At 54.1% G+C, this 25,660-nt stretch carries 14 protein-coding genes; 5 read left to right on the forward strand and 9 right to left on the reverse strand.

Annotated features, from left to right (window positions below):
- Positions 1–66: 66 nt before the first annotated feature.
- Positions 67–6,930 (reverse strand): putative Ig domain-containing protein, encoded by a 6,864-nt coding sequence (locus ACS5NO_RS01355; protein WP_439413499.1) that lies wholly within the window; start codon positions 6,928–6,930, stop codon positions 67–69.
- 316 nt (positions 6,931–7,246) lie between these two features.
- On the opposite strand from ACS5NO_RS01355, the gene ispE reads away from it, so the two are divergent.
- Positions 7,247–8,053: a 4-(cytidine 5'-diphospho)-2-C-methyl-D-erythritol kinase gene (gene ispE / locus ACS5NO_RS01360; RefSeq protein WP_439413500.1), complete on the forward strand. Its 807-nt coding sequence runs from the start codon at positions 7,247–7,249 to the stop codon at positions 8,051–8,053.
- An 88-nt stretch (positions 8,054–8,141) separates the two neighbouring features.
- On the opposite strand, the gene ACS5NO_RS01365 is transcribed toward ispE, so the two are convergent.
- Positions 8,142–14,195, reverse strand: a complete 6,054-nt coding sequence (locus ACS5NO_RS01365; RefSeq protein WP_439413501.1) for a putative Ig domain-containing protein — start codon at positions 14,193–14,195, stop codon at positions 8,142–8,144.
- A gap of 272 nt (positions 14,196–14,467) precedes the next feature.
- Here ACS5NO_RS01365 and ACS5NO_RS01370 point away from each other — a divergent pair, with 272 nt between their 5' ends.
- The 3 genes from ACS5NO_RS01370 (at position 14,468) to ACS5NO_RS01380 (ending at position 16,943) form a co-directional block, all read left to right on the forward strand.
- A complete protein-coding gene (locus ACS5NO_RS01370) occupies positions 14,468–15,196 on the forward strand; it encodes a cytochrome c oxidase subunit 3 (protein WP_439413502.1) in 729 nt (242 codons plus the stop codon).
- 15 nt (positions 15,197–15,211) lie between these two features.
- Positions 15,212–16,030 (forward strand): DUF6597 domain-containing transcriptional factor, encoded by an 819-nt coding sequence (locus ACS5NO_RS01375; RefSeq protein ID WP_439413503.1) that lies wholly within the window; start codon positions 15,212–15,214, stop codon positions 16,028–16,030.
- Positions 16,031–16,100: 70 nt separating this feature from the next.
- Complete coding sequence (locus ACS5NO_RS01380; protein ID WP_439413504.1) at positions 16,101–16,943, forward strand: SDR family oxidoreductase; 843 nt, start codon at positions 16,101–16,103, stop codon at positions 16,941–16,943.
- 114 nt (positions 16,944–17,057) lie between these two features.
- On the opposite strand, the gene ACS5NO_RS01385 is transcribed toward ACS5NO_RS01380, so the two are convergent.
- The 7 genes from ACS5NO_RS01385 to ACS5NO_RS01415 form a co-directional block, all read right to left on the reverse strand.
- Entirely contained in the window at positions 17,058–17,645 is a 588-nt protein-coding gene (locus ACS5NO_RS01385; protein ID WP_439413505.1) for a YceI family protein, read from the reverse strand.
- A gap of 29 nt (positions 17,646–17,674) precedes the next feature.
- The gene (locus ACS5NO_RS01390) at positions 17,675–18,364 is read right to left on the reverse strand and encodes a hypothetical protein (RefSeq protein WP_439413506.1); all 690 of its coding nucleotides are present in this window, start codon (positions 18,362–18,364) and stop codon (positions 17,675–17,677) included.
- 3 nt (positions 18,365–18,367) lie between these two features.
- Positions 18,368–18,841, reverse strand: coding sequence for a QcrA and Rieske domain-containing protein (locus tag ACS5NO_RS01395; protein ID WP_439413507.1), 474 nt, complete (start codon positions 18,839–18,841; stop codon positions 18,368–18,370).
- A gap of 77 nt (positions 18,842–18,918) precedes the next feature.
- On the reverse strand, positions 18,919–20,484 hold the full coding sequence (locus ACS5NO_RS01400; RefSeq protein WP_439413508.1) for a porin family protein: 1,566 nt from the start codon (positions 20,482–20,484) through the stop codon (positions 18,919–18,921).
- Positions 20,456–21,025, reverse strand: a complete 570-nt coding sequence (locus tag ACS5NO_RS01405; protein ID WP_439413509.1) for an RNA polymerase sigma factor — start codon at positions 21,023–21,025, stop codon at positions 20,456–20,458. Before ACS5NO_RS01405 ends, ACS5NO_RS01400 begins: the two co-directional genes overlap by 29 nt.
- A 167-nt stretch (positions 21,026–21,192) precedes the next feature.
- Positions 21,193–22,050 carry a COG4315 family predicted lipoprotein gene (locus ACS5NO_RS01410; RefSeq protein ID WP_439413510.1) on the reverse strand — a complete coding sequence of 286 codons (858 nt, stop codon included), beginning with the start codon at positions 22,048–22,050 and terminating at the stop codon, positions 21,193–21,195.
- Positions 22,051–22,204: 154 nt separating this feature from the next.
- Positions 22,205–23,452, reverse strand: a complete 1,248-nt coding sequence (locus ACS5NO_RS01415) for a bifunctional 3,4-dihydroxy-2-butanone-4-phosphate synthase/GTP cyclohydrolase II (RefSeq protein ID WP_439413969.1) — start codon at positions 23,450–23,452, stop codon at positions 22,205–22,207.
- A 215-nt stretch (positions 23,453–23,667) separates the two neighbouring features.
- Between ACS5NO_RS01415 and ACS5NO_RS01420 the strand changes: the two genes are divergently transcribed.
- Complete coding sequence (locus ACS5NO_RS01420; protein ID WP_439413511.1) at positions 23,668–25,650, forward strand: T9SS type B sorting domain-containing protein; 1,983 nt, start codon at positions 23,668–23,670, stop codon at positions 25,648–25,650.
- Positions 25,651–25,660 lie beyond the last annotated feature (10 nt).

Genomic DNA, 25,660 nt, shown 5'->3' on the forward strand with positions numbered 1-25,660 from the left:
TCGTAAGACAGGAAACAAAAAGCCGCAGACGAACGATCTGCGGCTTTTCATACTCAAAATTATTTTTTACTGCGTAATCAGCAGGCGTTTAATGAGTTGCTGCTCGCCGGATTTCAACTGGACGAAGTGAAGACCGGTTCCGCCCTGGCTCAAATCTACTGTTTGGTGCTGCACTTTACCATTGCCAATGACGGCCTGTTGCCACGTAACCCGGCCCAGCACATCCACCACCTGCAGTTGGGCGGTTTTTTGAGCCGCCAGCCGGAAGCTGATGACTACCCGGCCGCTGCTGGGGTTCGGACTGACCGACAGATCGGAGGTGAATTCCGCCGTGGCAACTCCCTCACGGCCACCATTCGGGCAGTTCAGGATTTTGGGCGACCATTTCAGGGTGAAATTACCCCCCGGCACCCGGCCACTGATCGAGTGGTTTTGCCCATCCTTGAGCGAAGCCGGCACCGTGAAGTTATACCCGTGAATCCCGTTGCCTTTTCCGGCGTTCTTGAGATCCTGCCGGAAAATATTGGCATCGACTGCGCCCACTACGGTGTTTCCATCCAGGAATTCAAGCGCAATCGGGGTATTGGGGCGGTTTCGATCCCAAACCCAGCCCTGAATGCTGCTGCAATTGACCACATCGAGGTACCCTTCGTAATTGCCCGGGCCGCTGCCGCCACTGGTGGGGGGCGGAGTCGTGCCTCCACCGGTATTGACCGTCAGGGTGAGCGTGGTCGAAACCGGCGAATTCTGGCTGTCCTTGGCCGAATAAGTCAGCGTGAAGGTGCCGCTGACGGTCGGTGTTCCGGAGATGACCCGGGTTCCGGCATCGAAGTTGACGCCGTTGGGCAAACCCGTCAGGGTGTAGGTCAACGGATCGTTTTCGGCATCGGTGAAGGCGGGCAATGCGCTGGCCGTGAAGGCGACGCTGATGGTGGCCGACAGGGGAGAGATGCTCGCGGGGGCCACCGGGGCCGCATTCGTTGGGGTTCCTCCTCCGCCGACGGTTAGCGTCAGGGTGGTCGAAACCGGTGCGTGCTGGCTGTCCTTGGCTGCGTAGGTCAGTGTAAAGGTGCCGCTGACGGTCGGTGTTCCGGAGATCACACGCGTATTGACATCGAAGTTGACGCCATTGGGCAATCCCGTCAGGGTATAGGTCAGCGGATCGTTTTCGGCATCAGTAAAGGCCGGCAACGGACTGGCCGTGAAGGCAACATTGAGAGTCGCCGACAGACCAGAAACGGCCGGAGCTACCGGAGCCGCATTCGATGGCGTTCCGGAACCGACACATCGGATGGTTTTAGGAGCCCACTTGAGGGTAAATTCCGATCCCTGCACCCGCGCCCAGATCGTGTGGTTCTGGCCGTCTTTGATCTCTTCCGGTATGGGGAAGTCGTACCAGTGTACCCCGTTTCCTTTGCCGGCGTCTTTCAAGTGTTGTTTAAAGACATCGGCCGCAATCGACCCGATGAGCCGACCCGTTGCAATCGAAGCACCATCAAAGAACTCGACGGTGACTACCCGGTTGACACTGGTGCGGTCATAGGCCCAGCCAGAAAGCGTATTGCAATTGACTTCCTGGGTCAGGTATCCGTCGAAATTGCCCGCCGGAGCCGGTGGGGGCGCGGTGCCGCCAGCAGCCACGGTCAGCGTAATCGTCATGTCTTCCGTGGCTTTTCCGTCATTAGCGGCATACGTCAATGAGAACGTACCCTGCTGCGTAGGTGTTCCCGAAATGACGCGGGTTCCGGTATTAAAACCCAGTCCCGACGGCAACCCGTTGAGGGTATAGGTCAGGGGATCGGTATCGGTGAAAGCTGGTAAGGTAGACGAATAGGCGACGTTGACCGTGGCCGACAGGGGCGAAACAGCCGGGGCTGCCGGAGGAACGTTGGCCGGTGGGCCAGCATTCGTGATGACGAAGGTCAGCAGAGCCGAGGCTGTTTTTCCTTTGGGGTCCGTCACAATCAGGCTGGTCGTGAACGTCCCGAGCGTTGTGGGCGAACCACTCAGCGTACGGCTTGCCGCCGAGTAGGTCAGACCCGGAACCGAACCGTTGAGCGCATAGGTTAACGCCCCTGCTTCGGGATCGGTAAACTCGGGAATGGTATACGTTGTCGCTACGCCGATTTCGCGGTTTTGAATCGCCAAAGTCGGGCCGGTTGGAGGCTGATTGGCTGGATCGTTCGGGAGTGGACTTCCGTCTCCGGGGCAGTTGAGCGTTTTCGGAGAGCCCATCAATTCGTACGACGTTCCCTGAACCCGCATGCTAATGCTGTGGTTCTGCCCGTTTTTCAGTGTTGCCGGAATAATGAAAGAATAACCGTGTTGTCCGTTTCCTTTCCCTGCACTGACCAGGTCAGGCCGGGCCAGCGAAGCGGTTATGGTTGCAATGAGGTTGTCATCCTCCCGGATTTCAATATTCACCGGTGTGTTGGGTTGATTGGCATCCCAAACCCACCCAAAAATATCACCGTCGCAGTTGATCACATCCAGAAACCCTTCATACGCACCAGTTGGCGGAGGTGTCGACGGATTGGCAACCGTCAGCGTCAGGGTGGTCGGAACCGGCGAATGCTGGCTGTCTTTCGCTGAGTAAGTCAGGACGAAGGTGCCGCTGACGGTCGGTGTTCCGGAGATGACCCGGGTTCCGGCATCGAAGTTGACGCCGTTGGGCAGTCCCGTCAGGGTATACGTCAGTGGATCGTTTTCGGCATCGGTAAAGACCGGCAGCGCACTGGCCGTGAAGGCGGCATTGATGGTGGCCGACAGGGGCGCGATGCTCGCGGGGGCCACCGGGGCCGCGTTGACGGGGGGCGTTCCGGTTCCGACGCAATTGATCGTTTTGGGTGACCACATGAGCACGTACGTTGATCCCTGAACCCGGCCCCAGATGGTGTGCGTCTGGTTGTCCTTCACACTTTCGGGAACGGTGAAAACGTAACCGTGGGCGCCATTGCCTTTGTTGGCATTTTTCAGATCCTGGCGGAAAATGTCGGCCGAAATCGAACCGATGGACACCGCGGTTGCGGCCGTGGCTCCATCCAGAAACTCGACCGTGATTGGTGTATTGGGCTTGTCGCGATCCCAGGCCCATCCCGAAAACGTCGAACAATTGACGCCATCCAGATAACCTTCAAAGTTTCCGGTCACCACGCCACCCGCCGAAACCACCAGCGAAATCGCCAGATCGGATTTTGACTGACTGTCACTGGCCGAATACGTCAGGGCAAACGTTCCCTGCTGCGTCGGTGTTCCGCTAATCACCCGGGTCGACGGGTTGAACGTGAGGTTGTTAGGCAGACCGGTCAGGGTATAAGTCAGGGGTTCGCTGTCCGTGAAAACCGGTAGGGTATACGTATAGGGTACGTTCATGGTAGCCGCCAGTGCTGATACCGAGGGTTTGACCGGGGGCGGATTCACGGGTGTTCCGCCAGGCGCTACCACCAGGGTAATGGAAAGGTCGGTTTTATTCTGACTGTCGGCGGCTGAGTACGTAATCGTAAAGGTTCCCTGCTGGGTGGGCGTTCCGGAGATCACGCGGGTTCCGCCATCGAAATTCAGCCCGGAGGGCAAGCCGGTCATGGTGTAGGTGAGCGGTTCGCTATCCGTAAAAGCCGGGAGCGGGCCGGAATTATACACGACATTAACCGTGGCCGATAAGGGTGACACCGATGGTTTGACCGGGGGCGGATTCACGGGGGTTCCGGTTCCTTCGCAGGTCAGGGTTTTGGGCGACCACATCAGCACGTACGTTGACCCCTGAACACGGCCCCAAATGGTCTGTTGCTGGTTGGTTTTGATGCTGTTCGGTACCGTAAAGCTGTAGCCATGCGCGCCATTTCCCTTTCCGGCATTCAGCAAATCCTGGCGGAAGTTACTGGCCACCGTGGTGCCGAATGAAGTGGCCGATTCGATCGACGGATTGGAACCGGTTGCGGCCAGAAACTCGACGGTATACGGCGCATTTGGACTATCATAGTTGAATACCCAGCCCGAAATCGTGTTGCAATTGACCACATCCAGATAGCCTTCAAAGTTTCCGGTCACTGTTGGGGGCGGATTGCCGGTGCCGGCTGTATTGACTGTCAGCGTAACCGTCGTATTGACTGCGCTGCTCTTGCCATCCGTTGCGCTGTAAGTCAGATTGTAGGAAGTCGCCTGGGTTGGCGTGCCGCTGATGACGCGGGTGCTGGCATTGAAGTTCAACGTACCGGGCAGGCCGGTTAAGGTGTAGGTCAGGGCATCCCCGTCCACATCGTTAAACGGCGGGAGCTGGCTCGACGTAAAGCTCGTGTTAACGGTGGCCGTCAAGGCACCGACTGATGGGGCCGTTGGTGGCGAATTCGCCGGTGGCGTTGTGGTTCCGGTGGTCGTACCCGTTGCCGTGTTGCTATTGGCCGACACGTTACCGGTCGGGTCGATGGCCCGAACGAAGAAATAATATTCCGTACCCGCCGTCAGTCCCGTTGCGTTATAACTGGTGCCGGAATTGACGTCGCCAATTTTAACGTTGTTTCGATACACTTCATAACTGGCTACGCTGGCATTATCCGTCGATGCATTCCAGGTTAACCGCATGGAATTCTGCGTAATGTTGCTGAGTGCCAGAGATGTCGGAGCCGTTGGCGGTTGCTTATCGGCGGCATCGGAGACGACATTGAACGATTTCTCCACCGGACGGGCCGGTTTAAAACCGTCTCCACCGTGTTGTGCGGCCCGAATGGTTACTTTGCCCAGGCGGCCCGTTAGAAACACTTTGCCTTCCGCAATCACTGCGGGTCCGGCAATGACGTAGAAAACAATGGGTTTTCCCGACGAAGCAGAGGCTGCCGGCGTGAAGGCCGCAGAATTAGGAGCCCGGTCGGCAATGTCGTTGAGTGTAATGGTTTGTGATGTTCCGGCACAATCGGGATAGATATACCGAATCGTTTCCGTTTTCAGGCCACCCGCATCCGTCACTTCCAGTTTCACGCCGTACCAGAAAGTCAGGGTTCCATCGCAACCAATCGGAGGCAGGGAAGCCGAAGAGGTCTGGCTGGTGGTTACAAAGTCATCGTGCTGGTGATCGTTGTGAAATAACGAAACCGTCCATTTGTAGCTCAACTGATTGGCGGGGGTTTCATCGGTGATCACCGCCGACAGGTTAATGTTCCGGATTTCATCCAGGTTCATTTGGGTCAGCCCATCGATACTGGTGCTGACAATAACCGGTGCCGAATTATTGGCACTACTGACGGTGATTGCTTTGGTGGTCTGATGGCTTTTTCCGTCAGGATCCGTAACCGTCAGCTTGACGGTGTAGGTAGTTGAGGTTGAGGTGGTGGTAAAAGTATGTTCCGGGTTGGCAGAGGTGCTGCTGGTATTGTCGCCAAAATCCCAGGCGTAGGTCAGAGCCTTTCCTTCCGGATCGTAGGATGTGTTCCCGGTAAATTTAACCGTCAGGGGGCTTGATCCATTGCTTTTATCCGACAGAATGATGGCCACCGGCGGGCTACCACCGGCCGCTCCGTTGTAAATGACCCGGCGCACGCGCTCTCCCCCATCCTCCGGATAGCGCAGGTAATACATGTTTTTGTCGGCCGGATTGAATGCGATGCAGGTGATGTACTGGTACGAGCTACCCCCATCCAGCAATTTGGTCAGCGTTGCCGGTTGCGGCTGATTGTCGCTGTCGAAAGCCATTTTGGAAATCCACCCCCCGTTAAAATCGGCAAAATAATACGAGTTCTGGTATTCGGCCGGGTAGTTTCCGCCACCGGGATGCCAACTACCGCCAATGGCGCAATAGCCCGGCAAAAGGCTGGCTGGTGTTGCATTGACATTGGTCAGGGTTCCGTTGTTGTTCACCTGCCCGGGTCCTGAACGCCAGGCAATCACCGGTTTGGTAAACGTTACACCCGCCGGTTTGTATTCCGTTTTGTTGTAGGCGCGCTTGGAAGCATATTGGCCTTCTTCAAAAGGCCAGCCGAAATTGGCACCTTTCTTCACCACGTTGATTTCTTCCCAGTCCGTAAAGCCAACGTCACCCACATACAAGGCACCCGGATTTCCGGCGTTGATGTCGCCACTTCCCGTGTTGGGGCGAACCGAAGACCGAAACGGCTGGCGAAGACCGGAAGCAAAAATCCGGCTTTTGATCGAACGCGGAGCACTGGGGTTATAGTCGGGATTGCCCGGCATGCCGTCGCCATTTTCCGGATTGATCCGAAGAATCTTACCAGACAACGAAAAATCAACCTGAGAACGGTAGCTGCCGATGTTTTCCGCAGCCGTGATAAACCCGTTCTGAATCGATTGGCTGTAATACGATTCAGAATACGATCCCTGGTCGAAGGCTGGCGCGGCTCCGTCACCGGTTGGAATTAGCAGCGAGCCATCTTCGCCCATTGTAATGCCACCCCCGGCATGTGAGCTGGAAGTCAGCGGAATACAGTCGCCGGGAACGCCTTTACTCGGGTTATTGGGGTCAGGTTCGCCAATCAGTACCTTACGGCTATTGGCTTTGATCGATTTAAAACCGTCATCTTTGTTGGCTTCGTAGCGGGTAACCCGGGCGTAGGTCCCCTGCCATTTAACGGAAGCATATTTGATGACATAGAATAAATAAAACCGGCCATTGGTCAGAAAGTTGTTGTCAAGCGTCATCCCCAGCAACCCGTAATCATCATATCGTCCTATTTCAGATGATATATCCAGTAATTGCGTTTTCTGCTTCGTCTGGGGATCTACCCGGGTAATCCGGCCATCAATTCCCCACACGTACATGGCCCCGTTTTTGTCGAAAGTGAAGCCAACAGCACCAGACAGATCACTGGCGTAAACTTCTTCTGAAAAGCCGGGCTTATACTGGCTGTAACCGTTCGAGATGAAAACAGTAACCAGTGTAAGGGCCAGGAGTAAGTTGTTGAGTTTAGTACAGAGGTTTGTCATACATTAAAATTTACTTAAGTGTTGTCATTCAGCGCAGATCGTGCTTCACAATTGGGATAAAATGAGATGGGAAAAATCCATTCAGGGCGATAAAAAGGAGTTAGCAGCGCTAAGTACTGTATATTTAGGCACTGAAATTCAAAATTTCAGATGAGAAACTGGATGGAAATATAAGAAAAATCCAAATAAGTCCAATGTTAGTAGAAATCTAATTTACTAAGCGGTAAACTTAATGTTTTGATAATCAGAATACCGGTAACATAGATGCGCGTCAATTGCTTTGATTAAATTATTAAAAGGTCATACTCTCTTTTGAATGATACTCTTCCCCAATGCCAAAATTAACATCGGTTTGCAGATCACGGAGAAACGGCCGGACGGCTTTCATAATCTCGAATCGTGCTTCTATCCGGTTCCGCTGAATGACCTGCTGGAAATCATTCCGGCTTCGAAAACGTCGTTTGAAATCAGTGGAACCGACATTCCGGGCGACCCCGCTTCCAATCTTTGTCTGCGGGCCTACGAACGTCTAAAGGTTGATTTTGAGTTGCCACCCGTTCAGATGTATTTGCACAAACTCATCCCGATCGGGGCAGGTCTGGGCGGAGGTTCGGCCGATGCCGCCTTTACGCTGCGTCTGCTGAACGAGCAGTTCAACCTGGCCTTGTCAATAGAGCAATTAGAAACGTATGCACGGCAGTTAGGCAGCGATTGTGCGTTTTTTATTCAGAATCGACCCTTGTATTGCTTCGAAAAGGGGGATCGCTTTCAGGATATTGACGTATCACTCCGCGGGTATACCGTCGTACTGGTGTATCCCAATCTGGCCATTTCAACCGCCGAAGCCTACGCCAGGGTTCGACCCCAAAAACCCCTTGCATCGCTGCGTGCGTTGTTGCAAAATCCGGTTGGAACCTGGCGAAATACCATCCGGAATGATTTTGAAACCAGCCTTTTTCCGGTCTATCCGATTCTGAATACAGTGAAACAAGAACTATACCAAGCGGGGGCTATCTATGCCAGTATGAGTGGTTCGGGCTCCACTATTTACGGTATTTTCGAGCAAGCGGTATCGTTACCGGATTATTTCCATGCCTACCAGGTCTGGCAGAAAACCATATGAGCGGTTATTGAAAACAAAAACGATGCTAAAGTAAAGAACCCGCCGGTTTGCACCGGCGGGTTCTTTACTTTAGCAGTAAGCTGATTCTTTAGCGGCTAATCAGCAAGCGTCTGGTAACAATCTGCTTGGCAGTCTGCAACTGAATTAAGTACAAATTGGCTCCATCCGAACTCAGATCGACGGTTTCGCGCTCCACTTTGCCCGTGCCGATGGTGGGTTTTTGCCAGATCGAACGACCCATCATGTCCACCACCTGCAAATCAGCCCAGCGATCCGCTTCCACCAGATACCTGATTTCGACCTTTCCCCGGCTGGGGTTCGGGCTAACCGTGAGTTCCATGCTTAACTCGACGCGCTCGTCTGTTCCCAGCCGACTGCCATTCGGGCAATTCAGGATTTTGGGCGACCATTTCAGGGTGAAATTACCCCCCGGCACCCGGCCACTGATCGAGTGATTTTGCCCATCCTTGAGCGAAGCCGGCACCGTGAAGTTATACCCGTGAATCCCGTTGCCTTTTCCAGCGTTCTTGAGATCCTGCCGGAAAATATTGGCATCGACCGCACCCACTACGGTGTTTCCATCCAGGAATTCAAGCGCAATCGGAGTATTGGGGCGGTTTCGATCCCAAATCCAGCCCTGAATGCTGCTGCAATTGACCACATCGAGGTACCCTTCGTAATTGCCCGGGCCGCTGCCGCCACTGGTGGGGGGCGGAGTCGTGCCTCCACCGGTATTGACCGTCAGGGTGAGCGTGGTGGAAACCGGGGCGTGCTGGCTGTCTTTGGCCGAATAAGTCAGTGTAAAGGTGCCGCTGACGGTCGGTGTTCCGGAGATGACCCGGGTTCCGGCATCGAAGTTGACGCCGTTGGGCAAACCCGTCAGGGTGTAGGTCAACGGATCGTTTTCGGCATCGGTGAAGGCGGGCAATGCACTGGCCGTGAAGGCAACGCTGATGGTGGCCGACAGGGGTGAGATGCTCGCGGGAGCCACCGGAGCTGCATTCGCTGGCGGTGTTCCGCTTCCCGCACAATTGATGATTTTGGGCGAATCTTTCAGGGTAAACTCGGACCCGACCACCCGCGCCCAAATGGTCTGGTTCTGGCCATTTTTGATGCTTTCCGGCATCGGGAAATCAAACCAGTGTATCCCGTTTCCTTTGCCGGCATCCAGCAGGTGCTGTTTGAAAACATCGGCGGGAATGGATCCTAGTGACGTACCGTTGGTAATCGAAGCGCCGACGAAGAACTCGACCGTGACCACCGCATTGCCTTTGGCTCGTTCCCAGGCCCAACCCGAAATTGTGCTGCAACTGACCTCCTTCGCCAGATACCCGTCGAAATTAGCCGCCGGAGCCGGTGGTGGGGGCGTGGTGCCGCCTGCCGCAACGGTTAACGCAATGGTCATGCTTTCCGTGACTTTTCCATCGTTGGCGGCATACGTCAGCGAGAAGGTTCCCTGTTGCGTGGGTGTTCCGGAAATGACGCGGGTGCCGGCATTGAAACCGAGTCCCGATGGCAATCCGGTGAGGGTGTAAGAAAGCGGATCGGTATCGGTGAAAGCCGGTAGGGTAGACGAATAGGCGACATTGACGGTGGCCGACAGGGGCGAAACCGCCGGAGCCGCCGGAGGAACGTTGGCCGGTGGCGTGCCTCCTCCCGCGTTGACGGTCAGTGTCAGCGTGGTCGGCACCGGGGCATGCTGGCTGTCCTTCGCCGAATACGTCAGTGAGAATGTTCCCTGTTGCGTCGGCGTTCCGGAAATCACGCGCGTATTGGCATCAAACGACAGGTTGTCGGGTAAGCCCGTCAGCGTGTAGGTCAGTGCATCGTTCTCGGCATCCGTGAAAACCGGCAGCGCGCTGGCCGTGAATCCCACGTTCACCGTCGCCGACAGGGGCGAAACCGCCGGGGCCACCGGGGCCGCATTGGCGGGTGGCGTTCCGGTTCCGACACAGGTAATCGTTTTGGGAGCCCACTTGAGAATAAACTCCGACCCGACCACCCGCGCCCAGATCGTGTGCGTCTGGTTGTCCTTGAGCCGTTCCGGCACCACAAAGCTGTAGCCGTGAGCGCCATTACCTTTGTTGGCATTTTTCAGGTCCTGCCGGAAAATATTGGCTACCGTCTGGTCGATCACCGTTGAACCGGCCACGGTTGGCCCGTCCATAAACTCGATGGTAATGGGCGTGTTCGGTTTATCGCGGTCCCAGATCCAGCCGGAAAAAGTGGAGCAGTTGACCACATCGAGATAGCCTTCGAAGCTGCCGGTGACCACCGGGGGCGGATTGCCGGTTCCGGCGGCTACGGCCAGGCTGATGGTTGTGCTTTCAGTGACTTTTCCATCGTTGGCTGCGTACGTCAGTGAGAACGTACCCTGCTGCGTAGGGGTTCCGGAAATGACGCGGGTGCCGGCGTTGAAACCGAGTCCCGACGGCAATCCGGTGAGGGTATAGCTGAGCGGATCGGTATCCGTGAAAACCGGTAGCGTTATTGAATAAGCCGCGTTGACGGTTGCCGAGAGGGGTGAAACCGTCGGCGCGGCCGGTGGTACATTGGCCGGCGGGTTGTTGGTTTCGCTGATGATGAGCGAAAAGACAACGCTGGTTTTAGCCCCCGGCTGATCGGTGGCAGCATAGGTCAGGCTAAACGTGCCGGTGGTGGCCGGTGTCCCGTTGATGACCCGTGTCGAGGCATTGAAGGTCAGGTTTTGGGGCAGTCCCTGGAGTTCATAGGTCAGGGGGGTGCTTTCGGGGTCGGTGAATGCGGCCAGGGCTGCGGAGGTAAAGGGCGTGTTGACGAAAGCCGACAAAGACGATACCGAAGGCGGGGTGGGTGGCAGGTTGGCGGGTGGTGTTCCGCTACCGGCACAATTGATGGTTTTAGGTGCCCACTTGAGAATGAACCCTGAATTCTGTACCCGCGCCCAGATGGTGCGGTTCGTGCTGGTCTTAACGCTTTCCGGGATTGGGAAGTTGTACCAGTGTTCGCCGTTTCCTTTGCCCGCATCTTTCAAATGTTGCTGGAAGACGTTAGCCACAACAGACCCCAGCGGAGTACCGGCGGCAATGGAAGCCCCCTCAAAAAACTCGATCGTAACGGGGGCATTGGGCGTCGTACGGTCCCAGGCCCAGCCCGAAAGCGTGCTGCAATTGACTTCCTGTGTCAGATACCCGTCCAGGTTCGCAGTCGGAATGGTGGCTGTTCCATTGACCGTCAGCGTGACGAGGGTCGTCACCGCCGGGTGCTGGTTATCCGAGGCCGAATACGTGAGCGAATAGGTTCCGGTAGCGGTTGGGGTGCCCGTGATGGTTCGGTTGGCCGTATTGAAATTCAACGTTCCGGGTAAACCCGCCAGCGAATGGGTCAACGCATCGCCTTCCGGATCGGTAAAGGCTGGCAGCGCATTGGACGTATAAAGGACATTCAGCGTGGCCGCATTGAGCGAAAGCGTGCCGGGAACCACCGGAGGCTGGTTGCCGGACGGCGCGGCCGCGGTGGTTGCATTGGCGGTGTTGCTGTTGCCTGAACTGTTTGATGCGGCATCCCGCGCTACCACATGGAAGGCGTAAGCGGTGCTGGGGCTCAGTCCCGTAACGGCAAACGTAGTACCCGAGACCAGGTTGGTATTGATTTTTGTACCGCCCTGGTAGACATCATAGCCGGTTACGCCCACATTATCCGTAGACGCGTTCCAGTTCAGTTGCAGGGATGTGGCGGTGATGTTGGAAACAGCCAGACCAGAGGGGGCCGAAGGGTTCTGTGTATCCGGCGTCGAAGGCGCATTGTTGGTCACCATAAAAGACCGCTCGACCGGCTGCGCGTATTTGTACTGACCGTTTCCGTGTTGGGTGGCCCGGATCGTTACCCGGCCAATCCCGCCCGTTAACCGGACCTGGCCATTTTCGATGACGGCGGGGCCATCGGCCACATACAGGGAAATGGGCAAACCGGAAGTGGCCGAAACCGGGGGCCTGAATGTCGGGGCGGTGGGAACCTTGTCGCCAATCGGATCAAAGGTGATGGATTGTTGCTGACCCGAACAGTTCAGGTAAACGTATTTGGTGTATGTTGTTGTCAGACCACCCCCGTCGGTAACGTCCAGAACCAGGCCATACCAGTAGCTGGCCTCGCCGTCACAGTCGCCTTCCGTCAGGGTAACTGTTCCGGTTGGGCCATTGAAGATAGAGACTGAATGCCGGTGGTCATTGTGGTAGAGATACACGTTCCATTGGTATTTCAACTGGTCCGCCGGGGTCTGGCTGTCCGTCGCCGTCGCATTCAGATTGATCGTCTGCGGCAGCGAAATCGAGTTGTAGCCGTCGACACTGGTGGTTTGAATGGTCGGGGGTGTGTTGTTGAGCGAAATAACCGTCTGTGTGGTGTTGCTTTTTCCCTGCGCATCCGTCACTTTCAGCGAAACGTTGTAGGACTTCTGGCCGCCAAAGGTGAAGGTTTTGGCCGGCGGGTTTTTGGTCAGGTTCTTGGAACTGCCATCGCCAAAGTTCCATTCGTAGCTCAGATCGGTTCCTTCCGGGTCATACGAATCATTGGCGGAGAAATTAACGACCAATGGACTGTTACCAAACGTTTTATCCTGGGTGATGACGGCCGTTGGCGGTTGGTTGGTGGTAAAGGCAAACTGACGAACCAGCGATTTTTCGCCCAGTGTAACGTAGTAAATGTTCCGGTCGTAGGGGTTGAATGCCATGCCCACAATCCGTTCCGAGAAGGGCGTAACGGTCATTTTCGTGGCCATTTTGAAGAGGCTGCCCGCTTCCGGATTTTCGTCATGCCCAAATTTGGCACCCGCAATCCAGCCGGTTCCGTAATCGGCAAAGTAATACGTGTCCTGAAATTCTTTCGGGTAATTTCCGCCACCTTCGTGCCAGACTCCACCGATGATGCAGTTTCCTTCGAGCGGCCGTTTGTCGGCGCTAACGACGGTGTTGCCCTGAATGATTTCCGTGTTCTTATTTTCCCGGTACTGAATCCGGGGCTTGATGGGGTTGGCCGGTTTGAAAACTTCCGTTTTCCAATAACCGATTCGGCCCTGAGCGTGGCCTTCATAGTAGGGCCAGCCAAAATTCTGGCCCGGTGCCGACACCACATTCAGCTCTTCCCAGGACGAAAAGCCCACATCGCCGACGTAGAGAACGCCCGGATTGCCGCTGGATGGATCAGGATTGCCCGTATTGGGCCGTACCGACATTTTAAAGGCTTGCCGGAAACCAAGCGCATACACCCGGTTCTGGGCCAGTTTCAGGTCCGAACCGGCGCCTTTGTAAAAGGGATTTGAAGGGTACCCTTCTCCGTTTTCCGGATTGATTCGCAGAATTTTACCGCAAAGTGAAAACAGCGCCTGTGAGCGATAAGCACCGATGTTCTCCGTAAGTCGATCCGGGCTATAGGTGTTACAGCCCCCGTATCCGTCCGACGGAATGGTTTTAATGATTTTTCGGTCGATGGCCTGTAGATACCAGGTCGTATTGTTACAGCCGATGTCGACCTCCACAAAGCTGGCGGCATCGCCCGTGCCCAGCAGAATACTGCCATCGGTTCCGGTGGTTAGCCCACCGCCGGCGTGCGAAGCGGTAACCACCGGAATCCCGTCCTCCAGGGTTTCGCCAATCAGGATTTTCCGGCTGGCCGGATCGACCTTGTACTCATTGTTGGGATTGACCGTATACCGGACCAGCCGCCCGATGGTTGCCACATTATCCGTTGATTTATTGGGCTGATAATCCGGCTTGCCGACATTATCGTACCAGTAGATATCGACGGTGTAATAGACGAAAAACCGGCCATTCGTTAAAAAATCGCGGTCCAGTGTAAACCCTAGCAGGCCATGATCGCCATACCCCGCTACTTCTTCCTGAATATCCAGAATAACCGTGGCTTTGGTCTCGCCCCTTTTGACCCGGTAGACCAGTCCATACCGGCACGCAACATACAGGTTGCCGGCCTTATCGAAGACCAAATTGGTGGCGGCTTTGAAACTGACAGCGGGATTCGGAGCAGGGGTAACGGAGTTGATATAGTCCTTGTCTTCCATATTTATTCCCACTTGCCCATACCCGGTCAGCGACAGGAATACAGACAATATCAGAGCAGCACAGGTACGTGAAGTAAAGGAGTTGAGCATAGAAAGATGAGTTAATAAATACCAATAGGCACCTCAGGCAGAAAGCGGGACAAATAGAAGAATCTTAATATTTTGGAAAGATAGTTAACAAAAATTGGGCCGCAAAACTTGAAGTTACTTTAACTTAGTATCCGGTTATCCATAATCACCTTAATATAATCATGTTTTAAGCCGGAATTGGTTGTATTAATGGATTTTATAAAGATAAAAGACGGTTTTTTCATGGGTTGGTAAGCGATTTAATGGCAGTGTAGTAACATGCTTTAAATTGGATGGTAAAGGACTTTATCCATCCCGAATCGTGTTGTATTTTTACGAACTGCCAAACGCGCCAAACCATTTTTGGCCGGTTTGCGTTTGGCAGACAAACCTTAAAACCGTGGTGGTGTCGCTCGATGGAAACCCGTCGCCAGAATAACTTTATGACGCGTCGCCGGGAGCCCAAGCGCTTCATGCTGTGGCTATGCATTGCCGCCAGTGTTTTCAGTTTCACCGTCCTGCTGCTGGCTTACATCGCCCGCAAAGTCAGTTCCGACTGGCGTGATGTTCCCTTGCCAACGGTTTTTCTGGCCAGCACGGGTGTTATTCTGGCCAGTAGTCTGACGTTGCACATTGCCAACGGCGCTTTTCGACACGAGCGGTTTACCCAATACCGGCTGTATCTGGGTACGACGCTTTTTCTGGGTACCCTGTTCGTGGTGCTGCAGGTGCTGGGTTGGCGGGAGTTGATGCTGAAGGGTGTTTATCTGCAAACTACCCCGTCCGGCAGCTTCCTTTTTGTGTTGTCCGGGCTGCATCTGCTACACATTGTGGTGGGCTTAATTTTTCTGTCCATTGCGTTTGCCGAAGCAATGCGCCGAATCCCGTATGTCGAAGCCTTTGTCTACAGCGTTAATCCGCCCAACCTGCTAAAAATCAGGTTGTTTACGCTGTTCTGGCATTTTGTGGATGTGCTGTGGCTGTGCCTTTTTCTGTTTTTACTCTATCACCACGGCGTATAAATCTGAAACCGGTACATGAAGTTCGAACGAATCCAGCCGCCAGCCTGCCTCAAAGACTACGTCCGGTACTTCTGGATTCTGGAAAGCAGCGATACCGACCTGGCTCCAAAAACTTTCCTGCCGCTGGCCGACGGCTGTCCGGGTCTGCTGTTTCAGGAACCCGACCGGGGCGCTTTTTACGGTCCGATGCAGCAGAAGTTGCCCGGTATTTTTGTCTACGGCCAAACCGTCAATACCATCGAGCTGTATTCGGTCGGCAACGTGCGGATGATCGGCGTTTATTTCCGTCCCGATGCGCTGAACTCCATTTTCGGGCTCAATGCCAGCGAGTTTACCGACACCTGCCTGGATCTGAATGCGTGGGCCGAAGAGCAGGGCGTTTCTTTGATGGAACAACTGGTTGCGATCCGTTCAGCGGTGGGTAAAATCGAGCGGTTGTCGGCCTATTTGGTTGACCAGATCAACCGGAATACGGCTCGTCCGGATGCCTTGATTCCGTATGCCGTGGCCCGGATCATCCAGTCGAAAGGAACAGTTTCACTGAAAGAACTACAAAAAACGGCCCACCTCTCGGAACGGAGCTTCGAACGAAAGTTCAACCAGCAAGTGGGGATTTCGCCAAAATTTTTTTCCCGGGTTTGCCGGTTTCAGGCTTCTCTTAGCCAATTTCGGGCCGATGCCTTCAATCGGCTCTCAGACATCGCCTTCGATAATTTATATGCCGACCAATCGCATTTTATCCGGTCCTTCAAGGAATTTTCCGGTTTTTCGCCCAATCAATTCCAAAAGCGGTCGTTCGAATTAGTCGAAAACTTCCCCCAGTTGATTCACTAGCCCGCTGTCGGTTTTGTTCTATTTTTTGCTGGACAGTCGCCCTAGCTTTGTCGAAAAAAAGACCAAAATGATGAGCAAAGGCATTGAAAATCCAGCGCAGAAAACGCTGGTACTGGGAGGTACAGGCAAGACCGGCAGCCGGGTTGTCCAAAGATTAACGGAATGCGGCTGGCCGGTTCGCATCGGGTCGCGCTCGGCGACCCCCGCCTTCGACTGGCTGGATGAAGCCACTTGGGGGCCGGTTCTTCAGGGCGTCGATGCAGTTTACATCACATTTCAGCCCGATCTGGCTGTTCCGGGGGCGGTTGCCAGCATTCAATCGTTTGTCGAAACGGCCGTGGAAACCGGCGTTCGGAAACTCGTGTTGTTGTCGGGGCGTGGTGAACCGGAAGCCGAAGCCTGTGAGCAAATTGTAATGAACGCCGGAGTTGACTGGACGATTCTGCGGGCCAGTTGGTTCAACCAGAACTTTAGTGAAAGCTACCTGTTGGAGCCGATCCTGGCGGGGTATGTCACCCTCCCGGTTGGTCAGATAGCTGAACCGTTCATCGATGTGGACGATATTGCAGAAGCGGCCGTTGCTGCTCTGACGGAAAATGAACATACCGGCCAACTCTACGAACTGACCGGCCCCCGGTTGCTGACGTTTGAAGAAGCAGTTGGAGAAATTGCCCGGACAACGGGCCAATCCATTCAGTATGAGTCCATTTCGATGAGCGCGTATGCGGCCATGCTCAGGGAATACGGTATACCGGAAGCGTTTGTGACGCTGCTGACCTATTTATTCACCGAAGTGCTGGACGGGCGGAATGCCAGTCTGGCCGATGGCGTCGAGCGGGCGCTGGGTCGGAAACCTACTGATTTTGCGGAATACGTCCGAAAAACCGCAATCACCGGTGTCTGGAATCAATAAAGTCGTCATGAACTTAAAACTTCAATAGAATTCCAGGCCCTCTGACTGATTTCCAGGAACGGGGCCATTTATCCCTACGGGATAAAAAAGCAACCTTCCAGCGGAACCGCAGCTTCACGAATCCGTACCTTTAAAAACCATCAACAGTTTTAATTTGACCTTTTCATCGACCGGGACCATCATCAGAGACGGTTTTTCCACTTTGTAATCGGACAAATTGATGTCGAATTCTCCTTTGATGGTCACCTGCGCATTGTCATCTTGCCGGGTTCCCAGAATAACGACCGGTTTGGTGACGCCGTGGAAAGTCAGATTGCCTTTAACGGTCAGATTGGACCCCTGTTGCTGTACATCATTGCTGGTGAAGGTCACTTTGGGGTATTTCAACGCTTCCATTTTTTCCAGCGCGTGGGAGTCGCGGTTGGTGTTATCGCTGTCGAAGCTGGACACTTTGGTGGCAGCCGCTACGCTCTCGATCTTGTTGGCGTCGTCGATCACCATCACGCAGGCCACATCGCGGCTGACGCCTTCAAAACTGTGCATGGGGTGCGACATGGCGTAGGTAATCGTCGATTTGGTTCGGTCGGCCATCAGCTTCCGTTTGGCTGGTGCAGGCGCATGGTCCGGTTGGTGAAACGCCACCAGTCCGGCGCTGACGAGCAATACCCAACCCGTCAGCTTTTGGTATGAAAAAGCAGTCATCGTAGTAATCCGGCGTGAAATGAGTGAACTTACTTGAGTTTGATGGCGATGATAGCGGCCGCATACGCTCCAAACGTGGTGTAGGCGGCCGCCCGGTGGTAGGGCTTTAGGTCGGCATTGCTGCTTACTTTACGAGCCAGGATGTTGGTGGCCACCATGCCCGTCAGGTGCACAACGGCCAGGGCGCGGTGCAACTTGATCGAACTGAATCCACGTTTCCGGCTGGCGGTAGGCAAACCCGGTGGCGAGGTGAGCGACAGCAAAGCCGTGGTGCCATAGGAAAAGTTGATGACCGTAGCCATCGTTTCGTGCTGCTCCTTGATCCGGGAATAATCCAGTCCTTTGGCGTTGTAGAGTTTCGAACCCAGAATGCCCTGGGCCACAAACCCCGCCAGCGTGACAAACCCCAGAACCTGATGACTTACCAGAAACGCCCGGCGGATTTTCAACTCTTTCTCACGGCCCTGGGGCGACAGCGGAGCGATGTTGGTAAGCCGAAGCAGTCCCTTCGGCCCCCAAAACGCCCGCTGTGTAAAAACCATCTTTTTGGGTAACAACTCCTGTGCATCCGCTGTACTGTCGCCCAACTCTGCCAGCAGGTCGTTGGCGTCGGTCGGTTTAATGCTGGTATCAGCCGGCGTTTTTACGCGCGTCGAGTCCTGGGCCCAAAGTGGGCAATAGAGAATGGTAAGCAGGCAAACAATCAACAGATGCTTCATATATTAGGCTTCAAATACGCGCAAACTGGTGCCGGTCAGGGTCGTGCTATACTTTTTCAGATTGGCCTGGTTGGCTACGGCCGGAACGGTAACTTTACCCGTGGTGTCGAACACTGAACCGTGGTTGGGGCAATAAAAATTATCAACGGTGGGACGGTATGTAACCAGATTTCCCTCGTGTGTACAGATTTTTGAGAGGGCAATGTAGTCACCCGTCTTGATCTGGGCAATCAGAACATCGTCTTTATACACAAACTTCTTGGTGGCATCCTTCAAATCCGCATACGTACTGCTGTTGAGGTCAATCGTAAAATCGACTTTACCGGTGGGGGTGGGCGTTGGATCCGGATCGTCAGAACCTTTTGAACAGGAAGTCAGCGTTCCCATGCAGTAAAATGCCATCAATGCCGCACTGCTCAATCCCAGGCTCCGAAGGAACTCACTTCGTTTGATCGGTTCTTGTTGGTTGGTCTCCATAAATTAATGAGTAGGTTGTTAATTAATGTACATACAGTATTTACGACTAACGATTTGGCAACCGCAAAAAGTGTTGATCAAAGCCGGTAGCGCAACGAGAAAAATACGCCGGTACTCGTCAACCGGATTTTACCGTAGCCCAGTTTGGACAGCGGGCTTTTCAGGAAAGGTTCAACCTGCCAGGAAAACCGGCGCAGCAGACCGTCGGAACGGAAGTTGCGTTCGTAGCCAACGGAAACATTCAAATGGCTAAATCGGTGAAAACCGGTCTGGCCGCTCCATCCCTTGTACTTCTGTTGAGTTGACGGTTTGCTGCCAGGCGGGTAATTGTATACGTACGTTTCTTTTTGCATAATGTACGAGGATACACCGGCGTTGACAAACCACCGTCGGCGGTTGTTCAACAACACATCGAATCGAAGATTGACCGGAATGTCGAGAACTGTACAAGCTGCACCGACGCTTTCATACTTAGGGCCATACCAGTGTTTGGAGATCGTATCAGGCATGGTATAATCAGACGCCGACGCCGTGTATTTTTTGACGGATCGCAGGACACCACTTTGGATTGTAAACCGTCGTAAAAAGCGGTATTCGGCCATTATGCCCATTTGAAAATCCCTGGCTCCCTGACGGCTTTTTCCCACAAAATTCAGATCAGGAGCAGCAACGAACCGAACCGATAGCGCGGGATACCCGATGACCGGAACCGCCGGGGCAACGACTCTGGGCCCAACCGGTGGCCGAACGGGTTCAAGATCCAGTTCCGGCAGCGACGGCAAAACCGGTTTTGCCGGTGTCCGGGCTGTGATGTAGGCCAGGTTCTCCAACCAATCGAGCGGCTCGCTTTCCAAAACCGGTGCCCTGGTTTCTGTTGGCTGAGCCAAAAACGATTCACCGGGAACGACTGCCGAATAGACCGGCCTATTCAAGTCAGAAACCGGTTGGGTTTGGCGACTTTTTAACCTGGACGGAACGGCGGCATAGCCGGCGGTTTTGGGTGAACGGGTGCGGGTCAACTTCTTGCTTTCGTCTTCGGAAAGCGTCGAAACTGCCCCATCAGGGTTCGTTGGGTTACCCGAGACCGTTGCTCCAGATCGTTTCCGTACTACGCGGGCCGTTTTCTGCGGCCGGTTTTTCAGAACAGAACGGTTTTCATTCGTGGGCTTCAGAGATGAAGTTTCAATTGCCTTGCTGCCGGACACTTCCGAAACGGATGGCCTCACCGTGGAACCCGCACCGGTTTCCGGCGTAGACTCCGCCCGGGCCGAAGCGATTTTTTCAGCCGGTTTTTCAGATAGCGTTTTATCACCAGCCGTTGCCGGATTTACTGCGTCAGTGGCTGGCACCGAGGGGCGTCCGGGTTCAGTTGCTGAAACCGACTCCGTCCGGATTGTAGTTTTTGACGCGGGTGGTCGCACGTCGTCCGGCTGCACCACCAGTGAAACCGTGGTCAGCAACAGCAATAGCAGCGGCAGGCCCCAATAAATAAACCGGTAGAGAAACCGCGACCGGTCGTCTTCGTCAAGACGTTGGCGCAGGCTGTTCCAGTCGTCAGGATTGTAAGGCGGTTCAAACTCCTCGGCTGACGACCGGAAGAGCTTATCCAGTTCGTCATCGGGAAGTTCTTGCAAACTCGCCATGGCATCTACGTTTTAATAATTGTTTCAATTGTTCACGGGCACGCGCCAGATTTGATTTGGACGTACCCATCGAGATATTCAACTGGCCGGCAATCTCCTCGTGGGTGTAGCCATCAATGGCGTATAAATTAAAAACCATTCGGTAGGCCGGCGTCAGCAACTGGACGACTTCCATCAATTCCTCATAGCTCAGTTGGTCGAGGGCGCTGGCTTCGACGTCTGGTAATTGACCCGCCTGATCAATGTCTTCGTGGTACCGGTGTTTCAGATTCAGCCGGTAATAATCAAGAGCGGTATTGATCATGATCCGGCGCAACCACATCTTGAAAGGTACTTCGGGCCGGTATTGATCCGAGCGGGTAAATACTTTCATAAAGCCATCGTTCAAAATCTCCACAGCCTCGTCCCGGCTATATGAATACCGCACACAAATTCCCATCGCATACCCATAGAACTGCCGGTAAAGCTGCTCCTGGCTTCTGCGATTGCCTTGCTGGCATTCCTTCAAGAGTCCGGCGATATCTGGGGAGGGAACGGTCATACGTCGGTTTTCAATCGTCAATACGCTGATCAGCGCAAATGGGTTGCGTCGATCGGGCAAAATAGTGGCGGTCTTCAGTGAGCAGTTCTCATTTCACATAGATTGGCAGGACAGAACAAGATACAAAAAAAGCGAGAACTGACTCACCGAAGACCGCAAATGACCGATCAGGGCGCCGGAGCAACCGGGGTGTCTTTATTGATGATGGGCCACACGCCGGGTTGTGGAAAACTGATGCCTTTGTTCAAACCGCGCTTTCCGTTGTCCTGCTGAAAATAGTACAAGGGCCAGCCTTTGAACGTCAATTGCTGGCGTCCGAAAACCGTAATGCTGCCAAACAGCGTTTTATCGATCGTAGAAGGCACTTCTTTCAGCGTTTCTTCATACAAAGGCCAGACGGCATTGTTGCTGAAGTCGGATTTGGTGAAGTTGTTCTTCATGTTTTTGTCGTTTCTGAAACCGTACAGCGTTCGACCCATGCCGTCGGTAAAATAAATCGTTTTTCCGGTGCCTTCCTTGTAATCAGACGTATACGATTTGCCATTGTGGCCCACCAACTGGGCGTTGGCGATCATGATGGAGTAATTCGGTTTGGCAACAAACCAGATGTTGCTCACGTTTTCGCCTTTCACATCGCCCGCTTTTGCGTCATCTTTGAAGTAGTAGAGCGGCCATCCTTTGTAGGTGGTCTGTTTCGCGCCGTCGGCCCGGGTAAGGGTACCGAAATCGGTGGCGGTCAGGCCCGAAGCCAGTTTGGGAGTTGCGCGGTAAAACACCGGCCAGTTGGTCAAACAGCCGCCGGTGCAGGTCGACGCGCCGGTGCTGTCGTAGTCGTTGGAAAAGAAATAAAGCGTCCGGCCGGTTTCGTCGGTCATCACGTTGCCCAGTGAGGTGCTGGTCAGGTTAATGGCGGGTTCCGGGGGCGTTGGCGTGGCCTCCTCCGAATCGTTGTCACAGGACTGGGTGAGCGAACCGACAATAAGCAACAGGGCGGCCACAGGGGTCGCAATCCATCTTGATTTCATAGCAAATAGATAGAAAGATTAGAATTAGAAATGGTACCTGTCGAATCGATTCGATGGCAGTACGACAGCGACTGGGAAAGGGTTGCGTGTCCGATAAAAAAGGGCAAAAAAAAGCCCGTCATGACTGACGGGCTACACTAAACGATGGGGATTGTTAACCGACCTGATCGGTAAAATGACTGAGTTCGTGACCCATTTTGTCCCGCTTGGTTCGTAAATACACTTCGTTATGCGGGTTGGGACGTATATTGATGGGGACGGTTTCGACAATTTCGAGACCATAGCCCATCAGCCCCGCCCGTTTTTTGGGATTATTGGAAATCAGGCGGAGCTTGGTGATGCCCAAATCCCGCAGAATTTGCGCACCCACGCCATAGTCCCGGGCATCCATCGGCAGGCCCAATTCCAGGTTGGCTTCGACGGTATCGCGGCCCATTTCCTGTAGTTTATACGCTTTCAGTTTGTTCATCAGTCCAATGCCGCGTCCTTCCTGAAACATATAAAGCACCACGCCTTTGCCTTCCTGTTCCACCATTTTCATGGCGGCATGGAGTTGTTCCCCGCAATCGCAGCGGCACGAGCCAAAGATATCGCCCGTCACACAGGACGAGTGGACGCGCACCAGCACGGGTTCGTTTTTCTCCCAGGTGCCTTTGATCAGGGCCAGGTGTGTGTCGTCGGTGTTGAGTTGTTTGTAGGCAATCAGTTCGAAATCGCCGTACGTTGTGGGCATGTTCACCCCAATTTCGCGTTTGATCAGGCTTTCCTGTTGCAGCCGGTATTCGATCAAATCCTGAATACTGACCAGCCTCATACCGAATTTGTCGGCCATCGTCCGCAGTTCAGGAAGCCGCGCCATGGTGCCGTCTTCGTTCAGCACCTCGATCAGCACGCCCGCCGGTTGCAGACCCGCGAGTTGGGCGAAATCAATGGCGGCTTCGGTATGCCCCGCCCGGCGGATAACGCCCCCATCGACGGCCCGCAGCGGAAAAATGTGCCCCGGACGGCCCAGATCTTCCGGTTTGGTTTCCGGATCGACCAGCGCACGGATCGTTTTGGCGCGGTCGCTGGCCGAGATGCCCGTGGTGCAGCCATTGCCCAGCAAATCGACGGATACCGTAAACGGCGTCGTATGAACGGAGGTGTTGTTGCCCACCATCATTTCCAGGCCCAGTTCCTGACAGCGTGCTTCGGTTAGCGGAGCACACATCAGGCCCCGGCCTTCCTTGACCATGAAATTGACCATTTCGGGCGTGATTTTCTCCGCAGCGCAGATCATGTCGCCCTCATTTTCCCGGTCTTCATCATCCACGACGATAATGATTTTTCCATCGCGAATATCCTGAATCGCGTCTTCAATCCGATCCAGCAGACTCCCGGGATTGGTATTATTATTGCTCATCATAAAGTGAAATGACTTGAGAAAATAAAAGTGAGACAAGAGATTATAGACAAGGAGTAAGAGCCCATTTAAGGGTTTTAGTCTCTTGTCTCACTTCTTTATTCTCACGTCTTTTAGAACATTGTTCCACAAAGATACGTTCGATACGCTAAATTTGTGTTTTGCGCGTTTTTATCTGAAATAGCACCTGTAGTTACGAAAAAAACTTTACCCTTGTGAGAGCAGTCAGGAAATGGTCAGCCGGTTTGGTAGGAGTGGTCCGGCATCAGGTCCGGTTTTTCCTGCTGGGAGCCTGTTTTGTTCTGAGTTTACATACGTTTGCTCAAACAATCGACTGGTGTGTAACGCCCCCGACCAATGCGGGGAAAGGTAGTTTTAATGTGTCAGCGAAGAAAGGGTGCGCTCCCATGACCGTGACGGTGAGTAATACCACCGGAATTCCGGATAACATTTTTCTTTACGTATACGACTACAAAGGTGGCGATCCCGTTGCCACCAAATCCGGCGTTGCCGCCACGACCTACACCTTTACGAAACCGGGAAAGTATAAAATATTGCAGTTGGGCAGTGTCGGAACCGGCTCCGTGGCCTGTCAGGAAATAGAGGTTCTAGATGCCACACCGCCCAATTTTCGGGCTTTTACCTGTTCCGACCGCCGGGTGCTGGTCGATATCGTCAACGATGCGGTGGCCAGCCAATACGACGAATTTATCATTGACTGGGGGGATGGAAGTCCTCGGCAAACCGTTCAGAAAACCGCCATTTCCGGGCTTATTCACACCTATTCGTCGCAGGCAACCCGGACGATCAACGTGCAGGGCAATTACCGGGACATTTCGTGCGGGGGCATGACCCAACAGTCGGTAACACCCGGCGGCACCATTATGCAACCCACCGTATCCAGTCTGAAAACCACCGGGACCACGGTTGCCCTGCAAATTCAGGTGGCGGCCAATCAGGTGGTTGTCATCCAGAAAAAAAACGCATCGGGTACGTTCGAGAACACCACCACCACCCGAACCGGCAGTGGTTCGGTCAGCATTACCAACGTAACCAGCCATCCGACCTGTTTCAAAGTGGTATCGCAGGATGGCTGCGGCAACACTGTGGCGTCGGACGAAGTGTGCAGCATTGGGCTGGAGGTAGAAGCGAAAGATCAGCAGAATGCCGTAGTCTGGACAGTTCCCGGAAGCCCGGCCAATTTTCAGAAATATACCGTTTCCAAAAACGATGATGTTTTCCGCACGTTCACCAGCGTCGGCACCAGTTCCGTCACGGATTCGGAAGGGCTGAATTGCAACGAAGAATACTGCTATCAGGTAACGGCGCTGGTGGGCACGACCGAAATCATCTCCGACCGGAAATGCGTAACCGTTCGCTCGTCGGCCATACCACCCGCTTTTTCAACGGTGCAGGTATCGGTCAATGGTGATAACCGGGTCGATTTGCGGGGTTTGCCGCCCGTTCCGACTTCGCAGAGTCCGAGCTATAAAATGATCGTTTTTCGCCGGGACAATCCGGGCGGTTCGTTCGTGCAAACCGGCGAGGAAGTCGACCGGAACATTCACCAGGATGGCGGAGTGCAGCCCCAGCAGCAGTCGTACTGCTACCAGTTGGTGTATCAGAATGCCTGCGGAGTATCGTCGGAACCCTCCAAAATGGTCTGCACGATTTTCCTGAACTCCCATTCCGCTTCCACCATCGACTGGACGTCCGATTCGCCGTTTGCGGACGAAGCAATCGACCGCTATGTAATCGAAAAAATTGACGACAGCGGGGTGGTTTGGGAAGAAGTGGCCGTTGGTCTGCAAACCTCCTACCGCCCTGCCAACGAGCCGGATAGCCAGCGTTTCCGGTTTCGGGTCAAGGCGGTTTCCAAATCCGGTTCCATCAGTTATTCCAATTTCTACACCTTCGTGCAGGCTTCCCGGGTGTTTGTTCCCGATGCGTTTACGCCCAACGACGATGGTGTCAATGATCTGCTGGAAGTAAAAGGCAGTACGTATCTGGCGTCGATTCAGCTAACGGTCTACAACCGCTGGGGGGAGGTCGTATTTCGTTCCGAAAGCCGCGAAGGATGGGATGGGAAAATCAGTGGTCAGGCTGCTCCGGCCGGCACCTATGCCTATCGGGTCAGTACAACCGATCAAAACGGTTTGAAAACAGAAAAGACCGGTCAGGTGTTACTGATTCGGTAAACCACAGAAG

The organism is Larkinella fluvii (assembly GCF_051857545.1).
Classification (GTDB): domain Bacteria; phylum Bacteroidota; class Bacteroidia; order Cytophagales; family Spirosomataceae; genus Larkinella.

Bases quoted from the DNA above. Each gene is read 5' to 3' on its own strand.
- ACS5NO_RS01355 (WP_439413499.1), bottom strand. From the start codon at position 6,930: ATGACAAACCTCTGTACTAAACTCAACAACTTACTCCTGGCCCTTACA.
- ACS5NO_RS01410 (WP_439413510.1), bottom strand. From the start codon at position 22,050: ATGAAATCAAGATGGATTGCGACCCCTGTGGCCGCCCTGTTGCTTATT.
- ACS5NO_RS01370 (WP_439413502.1), top strand. From the start codon at position 14,468: ATGGTAAAGGACTTTATCCATCCCGAATCGTGTTGTATTTTTACGAAC.
- ACS5NO_RS01390 (WP_439413506.1), bottom strand. From the start codon at position 18,364: ATGAAGCATCTGTTGATTGTTTGCCTGCTTACCATTCTCTATTGCCCA.
- ACS5NO_RS01365 (WP_439413501.1), bottom strand. From the start codon at position 14,195: ATGCTCAACTCCTTTACTTCACGTACCTGTGCTGCTCTGATATTGTCT.
- ACS5NO_RS01395 (WP_439413507.1), bottom strand. From the start codon at position 18,841: ATGGAGACCAACCAACAAGAACCGATCAAACGAAGTGAGTTCCTTCGG.
- ACS5NO_RS01405 (WP_439413509.1), bottom strand. From the start codon at position 21,025: ATGACCGTTCCCTCCCCAGATATCGCCGGACTCTTGAAGGAATGCCAG.
- ACS5NO_RS01380 (WP_439413504.1), top strand. From the start codon at position 16,101: ATGAGCAAAGGCATTGAAAATCCAGCGCAGAAAACGCTGGTACTGGGA.
- ACS5NO_RS01385 (WP_439413505.1), bottom strand. From the start codon at position 17,645: ATGACTGCTTTTTCATACCAAAAGCTGACGGGTTGGGTATTGCTCGTC.
- ACS5NO_RS01400 (WP_439413508.1), bottom strand. From the start codon at position 20,484: ATGGCGAGTTTGCAAGAACTTCCCGATGACGAACTGGATAAGCTCTTC.
- ispE (WP_439413500.1), top strand. From the start codon at position 7,247: ATGATACTCTTCCCCAATGCCAAAATTAACATCGGTTTGCAGATCACG.
- ACS5NO_RS01415 (WP_439413969.1), bottom strand. From the start codon at position 23,452: ATGAGCAATAATAATACCAATCCCGGGAGTCTGCTGGATCGGATTGAA.
- ACS5NO_RS01375 (WP_439413503.1), top strand. From the start codon at position 15,212: ATGAAGTTCGAACGAATCCAGCCGCCAGCCTGCCTCAAAGACTACGTC.